This window comes from Ignatzschineria sp. F8392 (assembly GCF_002252045.1).
Taxonomy (GTDB): Bacteria; Pseudomonadota; Gammaproteobacteria; order Cardiobacteriales; family Wohlfahrtiimonadaceae; genus Ignatzschineria.
This window is the reverse complement of record NZ_NEFF01000004.1, coordinates 102,410-127,176: the sequence shown is the minus strand read 5'-3', so window position 1 is coordinate 127,176 and position 24,767 is coordinate 102,410. Positions and strand designations below refer to the sequence as shown.

General features: G+C 41.0%; 18 protein-coding genes and 1 riboswitch. Of the genes, 7 read left to right on the top strand and 11 right to left on the bottom strand.

Translation table 11 applies throughout. The features are described 5' to 3' along the window. Window positions 1-205: 205 nt before the first annotated feature. The 10 genes from B9T19_RS07775 to clpP all read right to left on the bottom strand — a co-directional run bounded on the left by B9T19_RS07775 (window position 206) and on the right by clpP (window position 11,821). The gene (locus B9T19_RS07775; protein WP_094568061.1) at window positions 206-739 is read right to left on the bottom strand and encodes a hypothetical protein; all 534 of its coding nucleotides are present in this window, start codon (window positions 737-739) and stop codon (window positions 206-208) included. A 61-nt stretch (window positions 740-800) separates the two neighbouring features. After that, complete coding sequence (murI, locus tag B9T19_RS07770) at window positions 801-1,667, bottom strand: glutamate racemase (protein WP_158214384.1); 867 nt, start codon at window positions 1,665-1,667, stop codon at window positions 801-803. Between the two features lie 26 nt (window positions 1,668-1,693). Then, complete coding sequence (mraZ, locus tag B9T19_RS07765; protein ID WP_094568059.1) at window positions 1,694-2,194, bottom strand: division/cell wall cluster transcriptional repressor MraZ; 501 nt, start codon at window positions 2,192-2,194, stop codon at window positions 1,694-1,696. A 261-nt stretch (window positions 2,195-2,455) separates the two neighbouring features. Further along, the gene (locus B9T19_RS07760; RefSeq protein WP_158214383.1) at window positions 2,456-4,522 is read right to left on the bottom strand and encodes an FUSC family membrane protein; all 2,067 of its coding nucleotides are present in this window, start codon (window positions 4,520-4,522) and stop codon (window positions 2,456-2,458) included. A 121-nt stretch (window positions 4,523-4,643) separates the two neighbouring features. Continuing rightward, entirely contained in the window at window positions 4,644-5,963 is a 1,320-nt protein-coding gene (locus tag B9T19_RS07755) for an NCS2 family permease (RefSeq protein WP_094568057.1), read from the bottom strand. A gap of 62 nt (window positions 5,964-6,025) precedes the next feature. Then, the gene (locus B9T19_RS07750; protein ID WP_304441098.1) at window positions 6,026-7,075 is read right to left on the bottom strand and encodes a TerC family protein; all 1,050 of its coding nucleotides are present in this window, start codon (window positions 7,073-7,075) and stop codon (window positions 6,026-6,028) included. A 257-nt stretch (window positions 7,076-7,332) separates the two neighbouring features. Further along, window positions 7,333-8,901, bottom strand: a complete 1,569-nt coding sequence (gshA, locus tag B9T19_RS07745; RefSeq protein WP_094568056.1) for a glutamate--cysteine ligase — start codon at window positions 8,899-8,901, stop codon at window positions 7,333-7,335. A 62-nt stretch (window positions 8,902-8,963) separates the two neighbouring features. Then, window positions 8,964-9,635: a ribonuclease T gene (gene rnt, locus B9T19_RS07740; RefSeq protein WP_094568055.1), complete on the bottom strand. Its 672-nt coding sequence runs from the start codon at window positions 9,633-9,635 to the stop codon at window positions 8,964-8,966. A 98-nt stretch (window positions 9,636-9,733) separates the two neighbouring features. Further along, on the bottom strand, window positions 9,734-11,047 hold the full coding sequence (clpX, locus tag B9T19_RS07735; protein ID WP_094568054.1) for an ATP-dependent Clp protease ATP-binding subunit ClpX: 1,314 nt from the start codon (window positions 11,045-11,047) through the stop codon (window positions 9,734-9,736). 165 nt (window positions 11,048-11,212) lie between these two features. Further along, entirely contained in the window at window positions 11,213-11,821 is a 609-nt protein-coding gene (gene clpP, locus B9T19_RS07730; protein ID WP_094568053.1) for an ATP-dependent Clp endopeptidase proteolytic subunit ClpP, read from the bottom strand. 442 nt (window positions 11,822-12,263) lie between these two features. Here clpP and serC point away from each other — a divergent pair, with 442 nt between their 5' ends. The 7 genes from serC (at window position 12,264) to B9T19_RS07695 (ending at window position 23,366) form a co-directional block, all read left to right on the top strand. Then, the gene (gene serC / locus B9T19_RS07725) at window positions 12,264-13,364 is read left to right on the top strand and encodes a 3-phosphoserine/phosphohydroxythreonine transaminase (RefSeq protein ID WP_094568052.1); all 1,101 of its coding nucleotides are present in this window, start codon (window positions 12,264-12,266) and stop codon (window positions 13,362-13,364) included. Window positions 13,365-13,792: 428 nt separating this feature from the next. After that, on the top strand, window positions 13,793-15,961 hold the full coding sequence (locus B9T19_RS07720; protein WP_233146822.1) for a carboxy terminal-processing peptidase: 2,169 nt from the start codon (window positions 13,793-13,795) through the stop codon (window positions 15,959-15,961). A gap of 337 nt (window positions 15,962-16,298) precedes the next feature. Beyond that, complete coding sequence (gene mnmA, locus B9T19_RS07715) at window positions 16,299-17,396, top strand: tRNA 2-thiouridine(34) synthase MnmA (protein ID WP_094568050.1); 1,098 nt, start codon at window positions 16,299-16,301, stop codon at window positions 17,394-17,396. 264 nt (window positions 17,397-17,660) lie between these two features. Beyond that, complete coding sequence (locus B9T19_RS07710) at window positions 17,661-19,508, top strand: ABC transporter ATP-binding protein (RefSeq protein WP_094568049.1); 1,848 nt, start codon at window positions 17,661-17,663, stop codon at window positions 19,506-19,508. 78 nt (window positions 19,509-19,586) lie between these two features. Then, window positions 19,587-19,813: riboswitch (M-box (ykoK) riboswitch) on the top strand. Window positions 19,814-20,295: 482 nt separating this feature from the next. After that, a complete protein-coding gene (locus B9T19_RS07705; RefSeq protein ID WP_094568048.1) occupies window positions 20,296-21,231 on the top strand; it encodes a magnesium transporter CorA family protein in 936 nt (311 codons plus the stop codon). 148 nt (window positions 21,232-21,379) lie between these two features. Next, the gene (locus B9T19_RS07700) at window positions 21,380-22,330 is read left to right on the top strand and encodes a magnesium transporter CorA family protein (RefSeq protein ID WP_094568047.1); all 951 of its coding nucleotides are present in this window, start codon (window positions 21,380-21,382) and stop codon (window positions 22,328-22,330) included. Window positions 22,331-22,418: 88 nt separating this feature from the next. After that, on the top strand, window positions 22,419-23,366 hold the full coding sequence (locus B9T19_RS07695) for a magnesium transporter CorA family protein (protein WP_233146821.1): 948 nt from the start codon (window positions 22,419-22,421) through the stop codon (window positions 23,364-23,366). A 170-nt stretch (window positions 23,367-23,536) separates the two neighbouring features. Here the strand turns inward: B9T19_RS07695 and lhgO are convergent, their stop codons facing one another. After that, the gene (gene lhgO, locus B9T19_RS07690) at window positions 23,537-24,754 is read right to left on the bottom strand and encodes an L-2-hydroxyglutarate oxidase (RefSeq protein ID WP_094568046.1); all 1,218 of its coding nucleotides are present in this window, start codon (window positions 24,752-24,754) and stop codon (window positions 23,537-23,539) included. Window positions 24,755-24,767: the final 13 nt, after the last annotated feature.

Genomic DNA, 24,767 nt, shown 5'->3' with positions numbered 1-24,767 from the left:
TGAGTATAAAGCATGGAATTAAATAGGTAATAAAACAGGTAATTAAACAGGTAATTAAATCATTGAGTACTCTTAATAAGAATCCGCTAATGCGTTACTACAACAGAAGGTTGTAGTGAAATATTACACAAATTAGCGGATCGAGATATTAAATTTTTCGAGAAATATTTCAATAATTCTTTCGGGAAATAGCGCCTATCGGGAGCTATTTTTTAAATTGAATACTATTAATGGCAGCTTCCGCCCCTTTTGTATCATTGGTAGTACCTAAGCAGATGGTGGTAATTTGCTCTTCTACCGCAATACGACAATATTCATAATAGGGAACGTTATTTAGACGCGTCTCAGCAATATAGTTGATCTGGGTATCACTCTCTTTAACGGGCATTACTTTAAAATCGACAATCTCATTAATCGCATCCATCTGCTCATTCATCACCTCTTCAAACTCAGGAAGTGTGATCACAACCCCTTCAGGAAGATCGATCGTGACAGCGTAGAGGATATCTTTCTCAATATCTCCCTCTTTAGCTTGAAGTAGTGTAATGTTCTCCGCAGGAGCACCCTCTAAACGGACGGCGACAATCGCATCTTTCTTATCCATTACATCTTGAAATTGCTCACTGACCTTCATCGTAAAGAGCTGATCCTCGGGGGAGAGGCTCTTTAGTGAGTCACCACATGCTGCTAAAATCATCATTGCGCCTAAGGCGATAGTTGCTTTTAATAATTTGTTCATGGTTAATCCTAGCATCTTTTGTCGATAATAGGATCGATTCTAACATATCTAGCGACAGTGGTTAAGTATCGATTTTTGCAATCTCAATGGGAACTCCTACCGCATCTAAAAGAGAGAGTTGTCTTTGAAAATCTTTAAGCTCCCCCGTAGTTAAAAGCTGTAATGTTTTAAGAGGTAATGCTTTAATGCTATGGCTCTTTTCCTTACTAACTGTAGTCTCCACATCGTTAACACTATAAAACGTCGTAATACGATGGGGGTAACGCATGGTTATTTGGCTATAACACTCTTGGACAATCGCATTTGCCGGATCGATGATAGTGACCTCTTTTGGAAGAAGTGCCTTAAGTGCCGGCATTAAGAAGGGAAAATGGGTGCAACCCAAGACCAATTGATCGATCGGGTATTGAAATAGCGGTTTTAATGTCTCTTCTAGAATCTTTTGATTATCAGCTAGCGTTAGCTTCTGTTTCTCTACCAAATCGACCCATTCCGAACCGATAATTTTATGAAGTGTCTGCGCTTTTGCAAAGCGCTCTTTAAGGCTCTTTAATCGTTCACTATGGAGCGTAGAAAGTGTTGCCGCAACCGCGATATGACCGCTCTTTGTCGCTGTTGCCGCTAACTTAATAGCCGGTTCAATCCCGATAATAATAAGATCGGGGTATTTCTCTCGCAATTTCTCGACACTGACCGCCGTCGCCGTATTGCAAGCAATCACTAACGCATCGATCTTTCGCGCTAACAGCTCCGCCGTTAAGCGCTCCATTCGCTCATGAATATAGTGATCACTCTTTAAGCCATAAGGAAGATGCCCTGAATCGGCAATATAGATAAATTGTGTCTGATTAAGGGGCTTCGCTGCTAAAAAAGCATTTAAGATAGAAAATCCACCAATACCGGAATCAATTAAACCAATTCTAATCACATCTAGCCTCACCTATCCCGGACAATCTATCGACGGCCTAAAGGAACCACAATAGAAGGGTCTAAGAGAGGCGCTTCTTCAACCTCTTCTTCTTTTGTCATCACCTCTTCAGCTAAGAGGGAGAAATCCTCTGGATCGATATCGAGCATCGTTTCATAAGTGGTTAGATCCCACATTTCAAAGAGATTACCATTTCCTAAGAGGATAAGATCACTCTCAATATTGGCATATTGCATCAATCTTTTAGGGAGAACCATTCGCCCTTGAGCATCTAAGAGAACTTCTGTTGCGCCACCTCGAACAAAGCGTGCAAAGTCACGCTCTTTTTTTACAAAAGGGTTTAGTTTTTCTAATTCTTCTTCAACTTGGCGCCAAGCTTCGATCGGGTAGAAGTTAAGACATTTATCGAGCGCACGGCTGATGACAAAATGGTTCATCCCATTAAACTGTTTTCTTAAGGCAGCAGGGAGCGCGATACGATTTTTCGTATCGACCTTTAACTCATATTCCCCTAAAAATTGGTACATATCTGTTACCTGCGCCTACCATTGAATATCCTACTGCCGGATATCGTCTACGACTCGATGCCGCTACTCCTCAATATCGATGAAAGAGTAAAGCGATTCTTTAATAATACGATTATCATCAATAAATGCCAACTCTTAATCGTCATAGTTATCAATTTTAGTCATCACTTTTAGTAATCAATCATTCATTTGATCGTAACCATTAGATCATAACTCCTCAGATCATAATTTATGTGATCGCATTGCTCTGTACGTATGGCGCTATTTAGGCTCCACTAGCCAGATAAGGGGCTTTAACTCACGCATCATAAATTTAGGGATACGATGGGAGCGGCTATTATGGATTTTGGGATCCATGCGGAACTTGATCACTTGGAAAATCTCCCTAAATTCCGGGATCTTTGTTGCATCTTTCCCCTCAAGTAGAGATGCTAAATAGGAGAGCTGAGAGAGCACAGATTGCATCTCAATCAACTCATCATTAATCGTTGAGATATCCCGTTCTCTATTCTTAATCGGCTCATCTTTCATCCGCTCTAGAGAATTTGAGAGAGAGACAATAGAGACTTGAGCCCGGCGGAGCGCTAATTTAAGATCAGCGTCATCCTCACTCTCTTTCGTAATTTGCCATTTCTCTATCTCTTCAATCACCGTAAAGAGATCTTTTCTCGCACTTTTAGTAAGTCGTGGAAGATTGACCTTCTCCCAACTTGGAAGAAAATGGCTAAAGCCGATCGCAATAACAGCGGCAATTAGGGTATCAATGATGCGCTCAATAGAGACAGATATCCCTTGGAACATCGTTAAATCTTTACTAATGTTGAGAATAATTAGGACATAGACTGTCGTAAAAGTGACGCTAAGTGGGTTATGGATACGAATTAAACCATTATTAAGAATAACCGAGACAAAGAGAATCGAGAGCAACCCTAAAGTTGAGATCTCCATGGAGATTAAGATCCCTCCAACGATACAGCCAATAATGGTGCCGATAATTCGATTTCTACTGCGCTCTTTAGTAAGACTAAATCCTGGTCGCATAAGACTTAAGAGTGTAAAAGCGATCCAGAAACCGTGAGAGAGAAAATCGGTCATGCTCACAATTGAGAGTGCGCAAAACATCGCAAGTGAAGAGCGAATTGCAAAACGTAGCACAGGTGATTGGAGAGTTAAATTCTGGGTAATATAATCTTTAGACCAATGCGACTGGGAGAGAAACTTTTTCAATTTATGTTTAGGGAAGCTTCCCTCAAGCGCAACATCATCGACTAAGAATGAGCGAATACGCTCTAAATTACGGGAAAGTGACCAAACTTTACGAAAGTGATTCGCTACAATTTGATAGGCCTCTAACGCTTCGCCCTCTAAATCTTGCCGGCGTAGAAGTTCTAATTCATACTCTAAAGCACGCAATTCTGCCTTAAAGCCGAGACGCTTTAACATATCGCCGGCACGTAAGGAGTACATCCCCATCTCTTCAAGGTTGATTCCCGCTTTTGAGAAGCTATCACGAAAGAAAATCTGCAGATCACTATTGGGATAATTCTCGCGAATAATCACAAAATCTTGCAATGGAATAGTTGCAATCTCACGAGTTTCTATCAGGAGTAGCAATTCATTGACCATCTGATTGAGGCGATGATCCTTCTCATAGTCGAGGCGAAAAAGAAGATCTCGCATCACCTGCAACTCCTCAAGTAGCTCAGTTTGAGAGTTGATAAAGTTTTTAAACTCTTTCTCAATCACTACATTTTGACGGTAACATTTTGAGAGTGCTTTAAGATAGCGCGAAAGGAGAAAGTAGATGCCGGAGAGATTCTGCCGCACAATATAGATCTGAAAAATCTTCGTCACCGCCATGCTAAAGGCAAAATAGAAAAGAGCCCCTAAAGAGAAGAAGAAGAGGTAGACCGCGGGAGTGGCAGCGCTATTAGATGCGGCAAGAAGGGCCGTAAAGCCCACGATAAATCCGAGAGCGATAAATTTAGCCTTAAAAGCATAGATGAAGGCTACGACAAATGAGATAAGTGAGAGTGAAACGATCTTTAGAAGATGGAGCCCTGGTGATTGAAAGATAAAGAGCAGGGTAATCAGGACAATCGCAATAAAGGTGCCTAGCATCTCATTGCGTTTATGCTTTAAGGTGCCGGTCTGATCGGCAATAGACATCGTTAAACTACCATAACCGGCAATCATTAAGATCTCTAGCGGAATTGAGAAGAGGGCTAACAGCGCAACAGGCAGGAAGATCCCTAGCGCCATCTTTACCCCCATGGCAAAGTCGCTACTAAAAAAGAATCGATACGTTGCTGTAATAAAATGATTCATACTTCTAAAACCCCACATTTAAAAACGCCATATTAAAGATCATGCTCTAATATGGCGTACTGATGCCTATTTCAATGCTCATCTCTAGGTTAGCATCTTTACCCGAGAAAAGGGGAAGATCCTAGAAGAGTGCAAATTTTACTAAAAATAGAATCGCAATGATATAGGTGGCAGGATGAATATCTTTTAATTTTCCTGTCCCTAACTTCAATGCAACATAGCTGATAAATCCAAAGGCAAAACCTTCTGCAATCGAGTAAGTAAATGGAATCCCTAATACTAAGAGTGCTGCTGGAATTGAATCGGTAGGGGAATCCCACTCAACTTCTGTTAACTCTCTTAACATCAAGCCTGCGATATAGACTAATGCCGGAGCCGTTGCATAAGCAGGAATTGAGTTCGCTAATGGTGAGAAGAAGATTGCGAGAATAAAACAAGCAGCAATCGCAAGTGCTGTAAGACCTGTTCGTCCTCCTGCTTGAACGCCGGCAGTACTCTCAACATAAGCTGTTACAGAGCTCGTTCCTAAAAGGCTTCCAGAAAGAATCGCGGTACTATCAGAAAAAAGCGCACGATTAAAGCGTTTTTTAGCATCTGGAACCTTTGTCTCATCGAGTAGACCACTCTGTTTTGCCACGCTCATTAGAACGCCGGTAGCATCAAAGAGCTCTACAAGAACAAGAGCGATTAAGATCTGTACGAAGCTGCCACTTAAGACTTTTTCAAAGCTTAATTGGAAGAATGTTGGCTCGATTGAAGGAGGCGTTGAGATCACACCTTTAAACTCTGTGTGACCTGTTAAGGCACTGATCACAGAGACAATCAAGATACTTAAAAGAATCGCACCTCTAATCTTAAAGTTATCTAACACTACAATTAAGAAGAATCCTAAAATTGCATAGAGCGCACCGTGAGATGAGAGATCACCTAAGCTTACAAGCGTTGCTGAATTCGCCTTGATGATGCCTACTTCAGGATTAGAAAGACCAATGAAAGCTAAGAAGAGGCCGATACCCGCACCGACAGCAGCTCTTAATGATTTAGGAATACCATTGATAATCCATGAGCGAAGCCCGGTAATAGTGAGTGCAAAGAAGATCACGCCGGAGACAAAAACAGCGCCTAAAGCTTCTTGCCAAGTATAGCCAAAACCACCCGCAGCAACGGGAGCTGCAATTGTAAACGCAAAGAAAGCATTCAGCCCCATTCCTGGTGCAAGTCCAACAGGGTAGTTTGCAACAAATGCCATCACTAAAGTACCAATTGCGGCCGCAAGACAGGTAGCCATAAAGACAGAATCGTGATCCATCCCTGTAGTTGAGAGCAGGCTTGGATTTACGAAAATGATATATGACATCGTTAAGAAGGTCGTAATTCCGGCAATGATCTCTGTTCGAGTCGTTGTGCCGTGTTCTTTAAGTTTAAAGAGTTTCTCTAACATGACGCGTCCTTTTTGCGAAGAGAAATGAAAAAAGTCTCGCAGGTAGTACGAGACTTATGGGGTTAAGAAGATCGTTTTTTAGGGGGGATCATCAGCGATAAGATGATCGAACCCACTAAAGTTCCTAAAATTATTGTTAAAGAGATCGTAATCGGAAAATGGTAGTCGAAATAGAGTACCAACATCTTAATACCGATAAAGATCAAGATAATCGCCAAACCATATTGTAGTAGATGGAAGCGTTCTGCCATATCTGCTAAGAGAAAATACATTGCTCTTAATCCTAAAATTGCAAAGACGTTAGAGGTCATCACAATAAAAGGATCAGCGGTGATAGAGAAGACCGCCGGCACGGAATCGACTGCAAAGATGATATCGGAAATAGTAATTAAAACTAAAACGATAAAGAGCGGTGTTGCGTAACGAACTCCCTCTTTGACAATAAAGAAGTGCTCTTTTTGATACTCATCAGTTGTCTTAACAAACTTTTTAGTCCATTTGACGATCTTATTCTCACTCAAATCTGCTTCATCATCATGACCAAAGCACATCTTGATCCCGGTAAAGAGGAGGAATGCGCCAAAGACGTAGAGAATCCACTCAAACTTAGAGATCAAGAAGCTACCGATCAACACCATCACAACCCGCAAAAAGACCGCGGCTAAAACGCCATAGACTAAGACGCGGCGCTGATAGATATTGGGAACTTTGAAGAAGCTAAAGATAAGCAGAAAGATAAAGATATTATCGATCGAGAGTGATTTTTCAACGATATAGCCGGTTAAAAACTCAAGTGCTTTACTCGTTGCATATTCACTCGTTGTGGCAAATTCACTAGGAATAAGGATCTCTGGTGGCAGCATATAACGAATATAGCCCCAGATTCCTGCCATAAAGAGTAACGCGACGGTGATCCAGATGAGCGTCCAGATCAAAGCCTCTTTTACGCTAACACGATGATCTCCACTTGCTTTGAGTGCAAACATGTCGATAAGGATCATTACGGCAACAACAATGGCAAAGATAGTATAGAGAAGGGGGGAGCCTAAGGAGTGAACCTCCTGCGCGATATGCGCAGTAGATTCGATTGTTTGTGCGACAACTTCAGTCACTGAGAAATACCTCTAAAAAAGGGTAGATAAATAAAGCGTAAGTTTATGGGATTTTGCTATCAAGGTCTATATCTTTAGTGAAAGGTAATTTAAGAAGTCCCTCAAGAGGTTAAAGCGCGCAATTAATCTCACTAATTGCGCGAAAGATATCTACCAAATTAACTGATAGCTACGTAGATAATTCTAGATTCAAATCTTTAGATCCAAACCATTTAAGTTATTTAAATTTTAGATTTTAGATTTAAATTGTTTAAACTTTAAGATTCAAATTGGAAATAGTGATCGAGATATTGCGCAAATGGGATTTGGGGTGAAGCTTCAATTGCTTGCTGTTTCTTCAGAGATTTGATGGCACTCTCCTCAAATGCAACGCGACTCTTCTCATCTAAAGGCTTGAGCTCTTTTTGATAGAGCTTTTTCGCCTGCGTTAAGAAAAATGTCTGATAAGGCGTACTGCTCTCTTTGAGCGCACTTAAAACCTGTTGTGAAGGGAGTAGGGAAGGATCTTCAACGCGTGCATACATCTTCTCAAGAGCTGCTTGATACGCTTCTCCTAATATGGGTGCCAAAGGTGTTAACCACTCTAATACCGCTAAAATAGAAGCTTTAAGAGTGCGAGTTGTTCCGGCAACATTAAATTCTTGAGCGAGATCTAATCCTCGCTTAGCAACTGCTTTCATATTTTTCTGATTATGCTCATACTCTTTTTGCGATAATTCCGGCGCATCGGTCAAGATAGAAGCTGTCATCAAGAGTTGTATAAAGCGCATCTCATCGATTCCAATACCTTCCGCTACGAGCGGGTTAATATCGATCGATCTCAACTCAATATACTCAATCCCACGGCGATTGAGCGCTGTTAAGAAGTTTTCACCAGGGCGCATAATCTGTTTCGGTCGAACGCTCGCGTAATACTCATTTTCGATCTGTAAAATGTGATTGTTGATCTGGTTATATTCGCCATTTTCTACCACCGGAATTTGCGAGAAGATATTGCATGGTGTGGTAATCGCAAATTGAATATTTTTGGTAAACTCTTCAATCGTATTGAATGAGACATCAAAGTGGCACTTATTGTTACCATAACCGATATCAGAAAGACGTAACGATTCCCCTTGGTCAAGATAGCTATCTGTTGCATTAAGCGACGCAAAAGGATTCTCTTTCCCACGAAGAAAGCTCTTATCCATTACCGGTGATGCCCCTAAAAGAAAAGGAATCACAAAGCCATAGCGAGAGATATTACGACAAGCATGGAGATAACGATCTGTCTTAAACTGCTGTAGGCTCATCTCTTTTATCTCTTGACGGTCAAATGCATTTTGAAATGCATCAAAGAGATGATCTTTTAAGGAGAAATTATAGTGAATGCCGGAGATAACCTGCATCATTTTGCCATAGCGAAGGCTCAATCCCTTACGATAGAGGGACTTCATCTTGCCATCATTTGAATTGCCATAATGACCAATTTCGATCTCATCTTCCGATTCAATGAACGGGGGCATAGAATTAGGCCAAAAGATCTCATTATCTAACTTCTCTAAGACAAATCGTTGAATCTCACTGAGGTCCGCCAATGCTTTTTCAGGAGAATCCACAGGATCCGTGACAAACTCAAGCAGAGATTCGGCGAAATCAGTGGTGATATTCGCATGCGTTAATGCCGATCCGATTGTCTCAGGATGCTCTTTATCACTAATCCTGCCTGTTGTCGGGTTAATTCGAAGAGTCTCTCTTTCGAGCCCAATATTAACCTCTTTTAGGGAGGATTGATGCTTTCCAAGGAGTGTCAGATTTTTCTCTAAACGGTCTAGTAAATTATCCATGCAAACGCTCTCTTATCGGTACTACGGGGTTGTTCATTCTGATTCTATTGCATCTATTGCGCCTATCGGGCATCAATAGGGTCATCATTAGGTTGAAACAGGGCGAGATTAAAGCCGACTTTCTCCTGCCATATATTGACTATATTACAAAATAACTCTGCCGTCTTTTCTGTATCATAGAGTGCGGAATGAGCTTGACTATGATCCCACTCAATGCCGGCAGCTTGAATCGCCCGTGCAAGCACTGTTTGCCCATAAGCAAGGCCTGCAAGGCTCACCGTATCGATGACGGAGAAGGGGTGGAAAGGGGAGTTTTTAATGCCGGTCCGCTCGATTGCTGCATTTAAAAATGCAAGATCGAAATGGGCATTATGTCCCACTAAAATAGCACGAGTGCATCCTTTCTCTTTCAACGCAGCACGAACAACAGCAAAGACCTTCTTTAGCGCCTCTTTTTCAGAGATTGCAAAGCGGAAAGGGTTATCGATCTTGATGCCGTTGATCTTCATCGACTCAGGATTGAGAAGAAGCCCTTTCTCTGGCTCAATATGTGCAGAAACACTCTCTGCCATGGTGAGTCTACCCTCATCATTCATATCGATCACAACAGCAGCGATCTCTAAGAGGGCATCTGTTCGTGGGTTAACCCCACCTGTTTCCACATCAATAACGACGGGAAGAAAACCACGAAAGCGCATTGAGATGGGGGGAGGGGATTGTAAATGATCTGCCATAATCTTTGAAGAGTCTCTTCTTCCTTTTCTATTAAATCTTTTAAGTCGGTTTGGATCAGTCTGAAATTGATTATCAACACTTGATCTAATCTGATAAGTTACTTCGATGAGGCGCTCTTTTTAGAGGAGCTCTCCGTTGAAATCTCTTTCTCATCACTCTTTTGATGATCTTTGTGAAAAATAATCTCAGGCGCAACACCTTCTGTCACACACTTCTCATCGACAATTACCTTAGCAACATTATCGAGTGATGGGAGTTCAAACATCGTATCTAAAAGTAGGTGTTCGATAATACTTCTTAAGCCTCGCGCTCCTGTTTTACGTGCTAACGCTTTTTTAGCGATCGCTCTTAAAGCAGATTCTGTAAATTCTAATGAGACATCTTCCATCTCAAAAAGATAAGAGAATTGCTTTGTTAAAGCATTTTTCGGTTCCGTTAAGATATTGACGAGCGCATCTTCATCCAACTCTTCAAGCGTTGTGATGACAGGAAGTCGGCCAATAAACTCCGGGATTAAGCCATATTTCGCTAAATCTTCCGATTCCACCTCAGATAAGAGTTGGGAGATATTTTTCTGCTCATCTTTCGCTTTTACCTCTGCACCGAAACCGATCCCCCCTTTCGATTGGCGCTGTTGCACAATCTTATCAAGGCCAGAGAATGCACCACCACAGATAAAGAGAATATTGCGAGTGTTAACATCAATGAGCTCTGCATTTGGGTGTTTACGTCCGCCGGTAGGGGAGACGGAAGCAGTTGTTCCCTCAATAATTTTAAGAAGCGCTTGTTGCACCCCTTCACCGGAGACATCGCGGGTAATAGAAGGATTTTCACTTCTACGGGAGATCTTATCGATCTCATCGATATAGATAATTCCAGATTCCGCACTCTCCACATCAAAGTCACAGTTTTGAAGAAGACGAAGAACTATATTTTCAACATCTTCCCCGACATAACCCGCTTCCGTCAGTGTCGTTGCATCAGCGATGGCAAAAGGAACATTGAGCGTTTTTGCTAAAGTCTCTGCAAGAAGAGTCTTTCCTGATCCTGTCGGACCGATGAGGAGAATATTACTCTTACTAAGCTCAACCTCTTTCGTATCAGAAAAACGCTCACTCTCTAGACGTTTATAGTGATTATAAACAGCGACACTTAAGGTGCGCTTTGCATCTTCTTGACCAATCACATACTCATCAAGGTGTGTAAAGATCTCTTTTGGGGTAGGAAGGCTCTCATACTCCGCTTCAAGCTCAGCTTTAACATCTTCTACTACAAGATTATTGCAGAGCTCAATACACTCTTTACAGATATAGACACCATTTCCTGAGATAAGGCGTTCTGCTTCGCTCTGATCTTTACCACAGAAGGAGCATTCGATACTTTTTGTGGGTTTATCAGTTTTATTACTCATTGTGTGAATTCACTCCAATTCTTTCATTTATCAACACTTGATATCATCATTCTTAAATATCGCATATCGCATATCGCATATCAGAGACTTCTTTATAGATCTGAATGACTCGATTTAACCCGATTGAGCTCAATTTAAGAGATATTTCTCATGATGTTAATCTATTTAACGCTTAGTGACGACCTGATCGATCAAACCATATTTCATCGCCTCCTCCGCGCTCATAAAGTTATCACGATCGGTATCTTTTTCGATCTGTTTAACTGTTTTGCCGGTATGATGCGCAAGGAGAGTATTGAGTTGCTTCTTAATTTTAAGCATCTCACGAGTATGGATCTCAATATCAGACGCTTGCCCCTGATATCCTCCAAGCGGTTGATGGATCATCACCCGTGAATTAGGAAGGGCAAAACGCTTACCTTTAGCCCCGGCAGTTAATAAGAATGCTCCCATACTGCAAGCCTGTCCTAAGCACATTGTTGATACATCAGGCTTAACAAATTGCATTGTATCGTAGATCGACATACCGGCAGTGACAGATCCTCCTGGAGAATTGATGTAGAGATGGATATCTTTATTGGGATCTTCCGCTTCTAAAAAGAGGAGCTGCGCCACAATTAGGTTAGCCATATGATCTTCCACCTGACCGACCATAAAGATAATCCGCTCTTTAAGAAGTCGCGAGTAGATATCATATGAACGCTCTCCACGACCAGTTTGTTCAACAACCATAGGCACTAAACGCGCCATTTCAGTATCGATAATAGAAGACATTACGAATTTTCCCTCTGTGGTTTAAACCAATTAATCTCAATTAATCTCTTTCAAACGAGCCATTTTAGCAGAAAAGCAAAAAGCATTATGAATAATATTCAGATATTCTCAAATATCATTCCAATCTGCATCTGCTTAAGAAGTTTCGCAAAAATTATCTTGCCCTAAAGAGAGCCAAAGATCCCATTCCTCCACTTCAATTGTGGATAAAATATCTCTGAAATCTCTCGCCCTTAGTAGTAAGATAGAGGTGATTTTTTAGATCACTTTTATACCATTTTTATTTGTACTATCTTTTTAATGCCTTAAGCATTCAGCACCTTATCATCATGAGGTTATGAGACTTAAGCGCAGTTTTCGTTAATTTGAACAACCTACTTAAGCAACTATTTAAGTAACTATTTAAGTCACTAATTAAAGCAGAAATAGAGGATTAATCGCAGTGAGAGAGACATTCAATTTTTGTGCAGGTCCAGCAACAATGCCTTATAAAGTCTTAAAAGAGGCGCAAGCAGAACTTCTCGATTGGCAGAAGCAGGGCGCTTCTGTGATGGAAGTGTCCCATCGTAGTAAAGAGTTTGTAGCATTAGCAAAAGAGTGTGAAGCAGATCTTCGTGAGTTGCTCGATATCCCGGTAAACTACAAGGTTCTTTTTCTACAAGGAGGCGGCCTTTCACAATTTGGCTTAGTGCCTCTCAACCTATTAGGTGATCGTATTGGTGATGGTAAAACCACCGTTGATTATATAGAAACGGGAATATGGTCCAAAAAAGCAGCCGCTGAAGGCGCTCGTTACGCAAAAAACAATATTCTCTATAGTGGTAAAGAGGAGGGCTATATCTCTGTACCAAAACAGAATGAGATCTCCCCTAATCCCAATAGTGCTTACCTCCATCTCTGTTCAAATGAGACAATCAATGGTGTTGAGTTCTTCTACGATATTAAAAATAGCCCCATCCCTGTTGTTGCGGATATGAGCTCTAATATCCTCTCCCGTAAGATCGATGTGAGTCAATATGGCGTGATCTATGCCGGCGCACAAAAAAATATTGGTCCTGCAGGTTTAACTTTAGTTATTGTAAGAGAAGATCTATTAGGAAATGCCTCCCCTTATGTTCCTGATGCACTGAACTATACGCTACAGGCTAAAAATGATTCAATGCTCAACACACCGCCAACTTTTGCAATCTATCTTATGAGCTTAGTGCTTAAAGAGCTTAAGGAGAAGGGTGGCTTAGAGGAGATCGAGAAGCTTAATCATAAAAAAGCATTCCTACTCTACAATACTATCGATAATAGTCGCCTCTATCGTAATCGTGTGGATGTTGATGCTCGCTCAAATATGACTATTCCTTTTACACTCGCAGATCCTACCTTAGATGCACTCTTCTTAAAAGAAGCAGAAGAGAATCATCTGATCAACCTTAAAGGACACCGTAGTGTTGGCGGTATGAGAGCAAGTATCTACAATGCAATGCCGATTGAAGGCGTCATCGCTTTGACGAACTTTATGAAAGATTTTGAAGATCGTCACTACTCATAGTCCGTTCTCTATTCGTAATTCGTAATGGATATCTCTAAATGAGCCCTACAAGAGTCCTAAAATTATAGGACTCTCTTTTATGGGATTTTATTGGATTTTATTGGATTTGTTATTGGGCTTTATTGAATTATGCTGATCTTCAGCACTACCGATTACCTCTAAGTAATGTAGGCAAAAAAGTTAAACAAAAAAGCTCGATTCCGCTATACTAAAACGAGTTTTATCAATTGAAATGGAACTGATAAGGGTGTTTATTGGTCACTCTTACAGATCATATTCCTTATTCTCTCGATGGTAGGGATATCTCTTATCGCACTGATTGCAAAAGTATTCAGCAAAAAGATATATAGATAGATATACAGATATATAGATATATAAAATATATATATCTTTGATCAGCAAACATTTGCGAACTAATCAAACAGACAATGGATATAGAAAACGTAATGGTTAATGGGAAAAAATTTATCAAAAGCCGCTTTGCCAAATTAGTCGGTGGACTCTTTATCTCGTCAGCACTTCTATTTGGCCAATCGACAATCGCCGCAACCGATACACCAAAAACGCCGATTATCACGAAGCCTTCCTATAATGAGCAATTGATCAATTCTGCCCATACGGCAATTTTGGCACAATATCATTATGATCGTATCCCTATTGATGATGCACTCTCAGAGCGTATCTATACACTCTACCTTAAGGCGCTCGATCCACAGAAGGTCTTCTTCGTTCAATCAGATATCGATCAATTTGAGCAATATAAGTATAGCTTTGATGACTTCATTCGCCGCTCACAATTAGAGATTCCCTATGAGATGTACCAACAACTCCTGATCCGTATGGATGAGCAGTATGCTTTGGTCACCGACATCTTAGCTGAAGATTTTGACTTCGATGTGGATAAGAGTCTCGTCATTCAGCGCAAAGATGAAAATTTCCCCAAAGATAAGACCGAGATGCGTCAACTTTGGAAAGATCGTCTACAAAATGAGCTGATTAACCTCATGGTCACAGATGATACCTTGACCCTTGAAGAGGCAAAAGAGAAGCTCCAGAAGCGTTACAATGCTCGGCAAAAAAGAATTCATGATATGGAAGAGGGAGAGCTCTTTAGTCTTATTATGAATGTCGTTTCTCTCAGTTTTGACCCCCATTCTGGTTACTACTCCGCTAAACAGATGGAGCAGTTTAATATCAGTATGAGTCTTTCACTGCAAGGGATCGGTACGGTTCTGCGCCAAGATGATGATTCCATCAAGATTGTAGAGGTCGTTCCTGGAGGACCTGCAGACTTGACTGGCCAGGTGCAGATCGGTGATGAGATTATCGGCGTTGCGCAGGGTGAAGATGGTGAGTTTGTTGATATTGTTGGGATGCGTCTTGATAAAGTGGTTGAGATGGTTCGCGGGGAAAAAGATACTGTTGTCCGTCTACAGATGATTGGCAATAAAGGAAAAGGCGCAGAAAAAATTGTTAAGATCGTTCGTGATACAGTCAAACTTGAAGAGCAAGAAGCGAAATCGAAAGTCTATCAACTCCCTTCTGAAAATGGTGAAGAGGAATATACTTTAGGCGTTATTACACTTCCGGCATTCTATAGTGACTTTGAAGGTAGTAAAAAAGGGATTCAAGACTTCAAAAGCACAACACGTGACGTTAAAAAATTACTACTTAAGTTGGTCAATGATGAGCATATTGATGGGCTCTTAATTGATCTACGCGGTAATGGTGGTGGATCTTTAACGGAGGTGATCGATCTCTCTGCACTCTTTATCGGTAGTGATAAGACCATTGTTCAAACGCGAGGATTTGATGGTCAGCAAGATGCACAATCGAGTCCTAATGAAGAGTTGATCTATGATGGACCTATGGTGGTTCTAATCGATCGCTTAAGTGCTTCAGCTTCTGAGATTTTTGCCGGCAGTATGCAAGATCAGGGGAGAGCAATCATTGCTGGTCAAACCTCTTTTGGTAAAGGTACCGTTCAGACGATGATCGATCTTAGCCGAATTTTAGCAAAATCGACCAAACCAGGACAATCGAAAGTCACTATTGCAAAGTTCTACCGCGCAAATGGAGAGTCGACACAAGAGAAAGGGGTTGAGCCTGATGTAACGCTCCCTTCAATTTATGATCCTAATGAGATTGGTGAGTCGAAAGAGCTCTATGTGATGGCTTGGGATACTATCGATGCAGCTCCGGATTATGAGCCTTCTGTGGTTATTACAGAAGAAGTGACTTCCCAGTTGCAAAATAAGAGTCAAGAGCGCTTTAAAGAGGAAGAGAAGCATCAGATCTTTAAAAAACAGGCGAATAAGACATTAGAGCTCTGGAAGATCAATGAGATGAGCCTCAATCTTGATAAGCGCAAAGAGAAGCTTAAGCGCGAAGAGGAAGAGAATCTTCAATTGCAAAATAGAATGCGAGTTCTCTACGATTATGAACCATTAACACTTGAGCAGTTCCGCAACGAAGATGGTTCATATACAAAGCTCTTAAAAGAGACAGAGACCGATCTTCTACTTGAAGAGGGATTATTGATTCTCCGTGATTATATCGATCTTCTCGATGATGAAAAGAAGAGCGATAAACAGTAACGATATACTGTATCAATCAACAATAGAAATCAGCGATAAAAATCAGCTATAAAAATGGTTAGCCTTCTATTTATATTATTCGATAGAATGCTAACCATTTATTTTTACAGCAACCAATATGATGGATCAGCCACACTAAAATCAGTACTGTTGGAAGTTTGGACTATCAAAGTTTGTATCATTAATTTTATATCAATAATTTACATTAATGATTTATATCGATGGTTTATATCGATGGTTTATATCATTAAAATATCATTAAAGTATCATTAAAATTTATACTATTTAGATTTGTACCATTCATAGTAATGGGCTAAAAGAGTTGAGAGGCTAAGAGATGGAAGATATAAGAGGTAAACGTGTCATTGTAGGAATGAGCGGTGGAGTCGACTCCTCTGTAGCGGCGTTTCTCTTAAAAGAGCGGGGCGCTGATGTTCATGGCGTATTTATGAAGAATTGGGAAGAGGAGTTTGACCAAGGTTACTGTAGTGCGGAAGATGATCTTAAAGATGCAGAAGCGGTCTGTGAGACACTCGGCATTCCACTTCACCGTGTCAATTTCGCTAAAAATTATAAAGAGCGAGTATTTGACTACTTTATCGATACGTTGAAAGATGGGCTAACCCCCAATCCCGATGTTCTCTGTAATAAAGAGATTAAATTTAAAGCTTTTTTAGAGTATGCAGAAGAGTTGGGCGCAGATTATCTCGCAACGGGGCATTATGCTCGTGTTCGCCGGGAAGATGGCAAAGCTTATCTCTTAAAAGGTATCGATAATAATAAAGATCAGAGTTACTTTCTCTATCTACTCAATCAGCAACAGCTAATCAATACTCTTTTTCCGATCGGAGATTATGAGAAGAGCGAAGTACGACAAATTGCTCTCGATAATCGCCTGATCACTTTTGATAAAAAAGATTCTACAGGGATCTGCTTTATTGGGGAGCGAGATTTTACCGATTTTATCATGCAATATCTCCCCACAGAGCCCGGTGATATGGTCATGCCTAATGGTGAAGTTGTAGCGCAACATCAAGGTTTAGCATTTTACACTATCGGCCAGCGACAAGGTTTAGGGATTGGCGGGCGTAAAGATTCTACAGGTGAGCCTTGGTTTGTGGCGGATAAAGATCTTGAAAAGAATCAATTGATTGTGGTGCAAGGGGATCAAAAGGAGCTCTATGGAAAGGGTCTAATCGCTCGCGAGCTCCATCAAATTAATCCTATCAATTGGGAAGAGGTCAACCCTCGCTTAACGGCAAAGATTCGCTATCGCCAACAAGATGTTAAATGTGAGGTGACACTAGAAAAAGAGGGCAAAATCCGCGTCGACTTTAGAGAGCCACAAAGAGCCATCACGCCCGGGCAATCGATCGTCTTTTATGATGGAGATATCTGTTTAGGGGGCGCTTTTATCGAGCGCAAAATTGCCTAATCAAAGTTTTTAATCACCTATCATTACCAATTATCACTTATTGATACTTATTATCACATATTGCTATCACAAATAATCGATAGCTGAACATAAAAAAAGGCGACATACTAAGTCGCCTTTTTCATGTTCATCTATTCCTATCATCTATTCCTTACCCTCTAATTGATAACAGATATCAAATAAGGTACTCTATCAACTATCAGTCGAATATTATTGATCGAATATTTTTAGCCCCTATTTTTAGTACTTTTATAATGGCCCTTTATGAAAATTCTCCAACGTTTTGAATCCCTTATCGACCCTTTTAAATCACACCCCGATAAGGCGCCTCCTAAAACGTTATTTGCCTTCTATTGGCACTATATTAGCCAGATTAAATGGGTCTTTGTTGCACTCCTTGTGACAGGATTTTTTGTCTCAACATTGGAGATCTTTCTCTTTAAATATATTGGAGAGATTGTTGATCTTGTCGATAGTGTTCATACGCCGGCAGAGCTTTGGGAGAAGCACCACTGGACCTTTATTCTTATGCTATCGGTTATTCTACTCTTCCGCCCTTTAGCCTCATTTCTTCATAATCTTCTGATCAATCAATCATTAACGACTAACTTTACATCGATGATTCGCTGGCAACAGCACCGTTATGTCGTTAAACAGAGCCTTAACTTCTTTCATAGTAGCCTTTCTGGTGGGATTGCAAGCCGTGTCATGAATACCGGTCAATCGATCCGCAATTCAGTGATTATGTCTACCGACTCTATGTGGCGCATTGTGATCTATGCGGTTACAACGATTATTCTCTTCTTTGAGATGAATCCTTGGCTCGCACTTCCTATCTTAATCTGGATTCTGCTTTATACGCTGATTTTGCGTTATTTTCTTCCAAGAACACGTCACCGTTCCCATATCTCCGCAAAAGCACGCTCTCGTTTAATGGGCCATATTGTCGATAGTTATAGTAATATCACAACATTGAAACTTTTCTCCCATTCTGAAAAAGATGAGAATGATGCAAAATCGGTGATGCAGAAACAGACCGATGCCGCTCTTCGATCAACGCAGCTCTCAACGATGATGGATCTCACTCTGATGATTCTAAATAGCCTCTTAATTGCGACAACGATCATACTCTCTGTCTATCTCTGGGGTGCCTCTTTAATCACCGCCGGAGCAATCGCATTTACCATGAGTCTTGTTATTCGAATCAATACCATGTCAAGCTGGGTGATGCGGGTGATTAGCCATATTTTTGAAGATATTGGTAATGTTCAAGATGGAATTAAAGTGATAGCCCAATCGCGAGAAGTACAAGACCATCCTAATGCCGGAATGTTAGAAAATGTTAAGGGCGAAATTACCTTCCGTAATGTCTCTTTTAATTACCACAAGGAGAAACCGATCTACCAGAATCTCAACTTGATGATTCATCCGGGAGAAAAAATTGGATTAGTAGGGCCATCGGGTGCCGGCAAAACAACATTAACGCAGATACTGCTACGACTCTATGACATCGATGCCGGTGAAATATTAATTGATGGTGAGAATATTTGTCACTTTACGCAAGATTCTTTACGGCAAAAAATTGGCGTTGTCACACAGGAGCCGACGCTATTTCATCGCTCTATCAGAGATAATCTGCTCTATGGGAATCCTGATGCGACAGATGAGATGCTCTATGAAGCTTTAAGAAAAACTCATGCAGATCAATTTGTCAGAGAACTGATAGATCAATATGGGCAGAAAGGATTAGATGCTTTAGTTGGGGAGAGTGGTGTAAAACTTTCAGGTGGGCAGCGACAACGTATTGCCATAGCGCGAGTCTTACTTAAAAATGCGCCCATTCTTATTCTCGATGAAGCAACCTCTGCACTCGACTCTGAATCGGAGAGTGTGATTCAAGAGAATCTTGAGCAATTGATGGCAGGGAAAACGGTAATTGCCATCGCCCATCGACTCTCCACCATCGCCAAAATGGATCGTTTAATTGTGATGGAAAATGGCAAAATTATCGAGCAGGGTACCCATAATGCTTTACTTGCGAAAGGTGGACTCTACGCCTCTTTTTGGGAGATGCAAGCAGGCAAGATGAAAGAGGATGAAACGGAGAAATAGCGCTTAAAGTAAAATTCTTTTTATGAAAAGAGTTGACATCGATGCACTATTGAGTCTATGATCTCCTCCAACAAATTAAAAATACCTCGTTAGGTGAGGCTCCTGTACGGAGATATGCTACTGCCCAGAAACGTCCAAAGACGCCAACGGGTTTGAACAGAAACTATCGAATTAAGGTGGTTTATAACGTAGCTAGTCAATTAAGATAGATAGAATAAAGCAGGGGTTACCTTCCTCTCGCTTTCTCCTGATATCTGATTGATCTTATGCCGTACAGTGCTAAAGCTCAATGAATGGAGGACGATCAGACTTTTAGATCAATTGGTAGAGATAATCTCTCTATCGATCTCTTGTGAGTCGATTAAAAACGTATAACAGAGATCAGTATCTTGATACTATCTCTCTAGAAAGCGTGCCTTCATGATTGAGGGTACGCTTTTTTGCGTTATCGCTATAAAAATAAGCTTTAAAATTAAACTTTAAAATTAAGCCTTAACAGATAAGCTGCGTTACCCTCAATAAGTTTTATTAGCTTATATTCATATGTTTTATATATTTCGTGTATTCCGTTTAGATATTCGGATATTTGGATATACGCTTTGATATGCGCTTTTATTAACTTTGATCATTTGATTGCTCTCAATTATTGCTGCTCTCAATTGCACTTAGCCTTACCTAACTGATTATCAAAATTGTTCTCTCCCTCAATACTCATCAAAAGGGCAGTGACGCACTTTAAGCGTTATTGAGAAAGAGAGCAAAGGCATTCGCAAAAAGGAGTTTTATAATGACGATCTATCCAGCAGAGCATGGAATTTTACTCAATAACGCCAACAGATCTCAAGAAGCACAACGAGCAACAACGCTTTGGGTCAATCTAGTCGCGCCGAGTAAGGAGAAGGTCGATAGACTCCTTCACTCGCTCAATCTACCACTCGATACCCTCAATCAGCCTCGCGGTAGTCTGCAGAAAAAGATTGGCGATCTTCTTCTTTTAAGGCTTCATGTTCCTAAAAGAAATCTCCCATATTCTGCCATCCCTTACCAAGTGACCCTTTTAACAATCCTTATTAAGGGGAATCGAGTGATCACTATTTTAGAGGATGAAACACCGCTCTTGATGCATCTTGAGCATGAATATTTAGTAACGTGGGCTTTTGCCGATGTGACAAGCTTTGTCTATCGCCTTTTAGAATTGACTACGGAGAGTTTTATTCTTGCAACAAAAGAGATTGAGAGGGAGACAACAAAGATGGAAGATGAGCTCAAAAGCGCTTTTAACAACCAATCTGTCTATCAACTTCTCAATTACAATAAAAGTTTCCTCTTTTTTGCAAAAGCTTTAAAGCATAACCATAAACTTCTCAATCTAATTTATGAGCAGAGCACTCTAAAAGCAGATTATGAGCAGGATCTGCAGCTCTCTGATCTTATTGTAGAGACGGCTCAAGCAGAGAATTTAGCTCGTGTCTATAATGCCAATTTGCGTAACTTGATGGATGCCTACTCCGCACTGATTGAGAATAATCTCAGCCTTTCAGTGCAATATTTAACGATCTTTATCACCATCTCAGCAATCCCGATGTCGATTGCTGCGCTCTACGGCATGAATACCCCCTTGCCATTTCAAGATGAACCTTACGCCCTAACGCTCTTAGGCATCATCACCGGCATCTTAATCGTGGGAGCACTACTCATCTTTAAGGTTAAAAAGATGCTTTAAAGCAACCTGCAATCGATAACACTCAATAGCATCCGATAACAATCAGTAATAACCGATAATAACCAATAACAATCAGTAATAATCAATCTCGTGAGAGATCAAATTTAATCCGAACATTATAAATCGGCCTAGATAGAGGAGTAACATCATGTTAACCATCTACAAAAATAGCGATGAGCGCTTAATCCAAAAATCAGTCATTCGTCCTAACCATCTCCTTCTTTTGATCGATCCTAATATGGATGAGATCAATCAGATGACGCGCCATTTTCAATTGCCGGCAAAATTCTTTACCGATGCCCTCGATCAAGATGAGCGACCCCGTTTAGAGCGAGATGAGCATGGGTACCTTATTGTTCTCAATCTTCCGATTAAAAATCCCAAGGCAGGGGAAAAACATGAACCACCCTATATCACTCAACCTTTAGGGATCATTCATACCGATAGCAATCTCATTCTGGTAAGTCGTCAGCATCACCCTCTTATTGAGCAACTCATCAATGGAGAGTGTGGCGATTTCCAGACAGAGATGAAGACGCGCATCACGCTACTGCTCTTTAAAGCGGTGGCAAAAGCGTATGATGATCATTTAGGGTATATCAATGATGCCGCGGCAGCATTGCAACAAAAATTACGTGCCTCTTACCAAAATAGAGAGCTCTTTAGCTTAATCGAATTGAGTAAGAGTCTAGTCTTCTTCTCAACTTCGCTCTCCGCCTTGGCCATTCTCTATCGCCAGATGATGCAAGGACGCACTTTTAAAATTCAAGAATCTGATCGAAAACTGCTCGATACAATTTTAGTCGATATTGAGCAATCGGCCGAAGTTGCCGAGATGCGTCGAGAGAGCCTTAGTAACCTAATGGATGCTTATGCCGCAATTGTCCATAACAATCTCAATACCGTTTTAAAAGCGCTTACCGCTATCGCCATTGTGATGATTATTCCTACGATGATTGGTTCGATCTTCTCAATGAATGTTGCGCTACCGAATGAAGATGATCCTACGACTACCATTATCGTCGCCACCATCATGGCGGGATTGAGTCTACTACTCATACTCTTTTTCTACTTTAAGCGTTATCTCCGCCTACATTGATCGAAGAGTCGGGAATCGAGATTGAAGAAAAAATTCGAAGATATAAGCAGAAACAGAAGAAACAGCCAACAATATCGGAGGTATCACAATGATGCAGATCTATAAAAACCTTATTCGCAATAGCTACTACCATGAATCAGAGATCACGCAAGAGAATTGGGTAGAGGTGATTGCCCCCACAGCGGCAGAGCGACTCAAGATGAATCGCCAATTGGGGATCTCCAGCCATTTTATTGCAGAAGCACTCGATCCTAACACTCGGCCGATGATTGAGAAGAGTGCCGGGATCACCTACATTATTATCCATGTCCCCACAGTGAATCGGGAAATTGAGAAAAATAGCGATGGTATCCGTTACCGCACAGTGCCATTTGGTATCGTGCTGACCGGCTCTCACCTTGTAACAATCTGTGGTGTCGAGACGCCACAATTACGGGAGAATTTTATTCGAAACTGCCAAGGTTTAGGGGCAGAGCGGCTTATTCAAAATACGCTCGATCTCCTTCATCACACTGCACAACGTTATCTTAAATTGATGCATACCATGGAGCATGAGATCGCAGAAGCAGAGGAGGAGCTCTCCCGCTCATATCGCAATTCAGAGCTCTATACATTACTCTATCTCAACGATGGATTACTCGATATGACAATCTCTCTTAAACAGATGTTACATCTTATGAGAAAGATTAATCATGAGCACCACCTAGAGCTCATCGCAGATGGACAAGAGTTATTTGATGACACCATTATTGAGCTTGAGCAGGCTTACTCTGTTGCAGAGATCAACCAACTCAATGCCAATAATGTGATGGATGCTTATGGCAATATTATTCAAAATAATGTGAGCCATGTGGTTAAGCTTTTAACGGCAATGACGATTGTGCTCTCGATTCCAACATTAATTGCGAGCATCTATGGGATGAATGTTCCCTTGCCATATCAAGATGAACCAGAGGCATTTATGTTACTGATCGCAATAATGGTGGTACTCAGTGGCGTAGTTGCCGGCATCTTCTTCAAGAAGAGATTCTTCTGAAATTCAGAACCCCCCCGTTAACTTAACCTTTAATTCAGTTTTCTTTAACTTAATTTCAATTAGCCTTTGATACTTACATATCAAAGGCTATATACACTTCTTCATTAGTATTATTCATTAGTTCATTAGTTCATTAGTAAAAATTACTAATAAAATCTACTAGTGAAATCTTAATGCTCTTTTCCCAGCATCACTTCTCGCACAATATACTCTGCGATTGCCATAGAAGAGGTCGCTCCCGGTGATGGCGCATTGCGGATATGGGTAATATTCCCATCACGACGAATCACAAAGTCATCAACTAACGTTCCATCTGCTTCCATTGCTTGCGCTCTAATCCCTCTTGTTGCTGGCTTGACCGTCATTTTAGCGAGGCTCGGCACATATTTAGTCGCTTCATTAATAAAGTTTTGTTGGCTAAAAACCGTCTTAGACTCGCGCATAGCGGCGGGAATATTACGAAAAGCAAAGCGCCAAAAGCCAGGATAGAGGAGATACTCTTTAATATCGCGCCAATTAAATCCTTTACCATCATAATTTTCACGCCCTTTAGAGAGAAAGGCATTGGGGCCGATTGTCATTTTTCCATCAATACGTTTGGTAAAATGGACACCTAAAAATGGATATTTAGGATCAGGAACGGGGTAGATAAGCCCTTTAACATCATCTGTATATTGATCATCTAAAACAAAATATTGCCCAAAGAAGGGGACTATTTTAGGCGTATCGATATCACCTGAATTCTTCGCTAATCGATCTGATTGCAAGCCGGCACAGCTTATCGCATAATCAAATTCTGTAGGAATAGCACGATTGCCGGCAAGTGTGATCTTAATCTTACCATCAGAGCGATTGGTGATCGATTCTACAGGGCTATTGAGTTCGATTTTGCCGCCACGCTCCCGAATCTCTTCGGCAATACGTTTTGCAATCGCTTCATAGCTGACGATCGCCGTTTCAGGAGAGTGAAGGGCAGCAACACCAATACAGTTGGGCTCCACCTCTTTAATTTCATCACCATAGAGCATGCGAACATTGGGTACTTCGTTATCGAGGGCGATTTGATAGAGTTTTTTTAATCGTTCCTCTTCAATCTCATTGAGCGCGACCACAACTTTTCCACACTGATCATAAGGAAGATTATTCGTTTGACAATAATCACGAACAAGCTCCACACCACGTCGACATAATCTTGCTTTTAGGCTACCCTTTGCATAATATAATCCTGCATGCACCACGCCGGAGTTATGGCTTGTTTGATGTCTTGCAACCTCCGACTCTTTTTCAAAAAGGGTCACATTGGCATCGGGATAGTCGATGAGAAGCTGTCTTGCAACGGAGAGTCCGTTGATTCCTCCTCCAATCACTGCATAGTTGATGGTTGACACATTTATCTCCTTA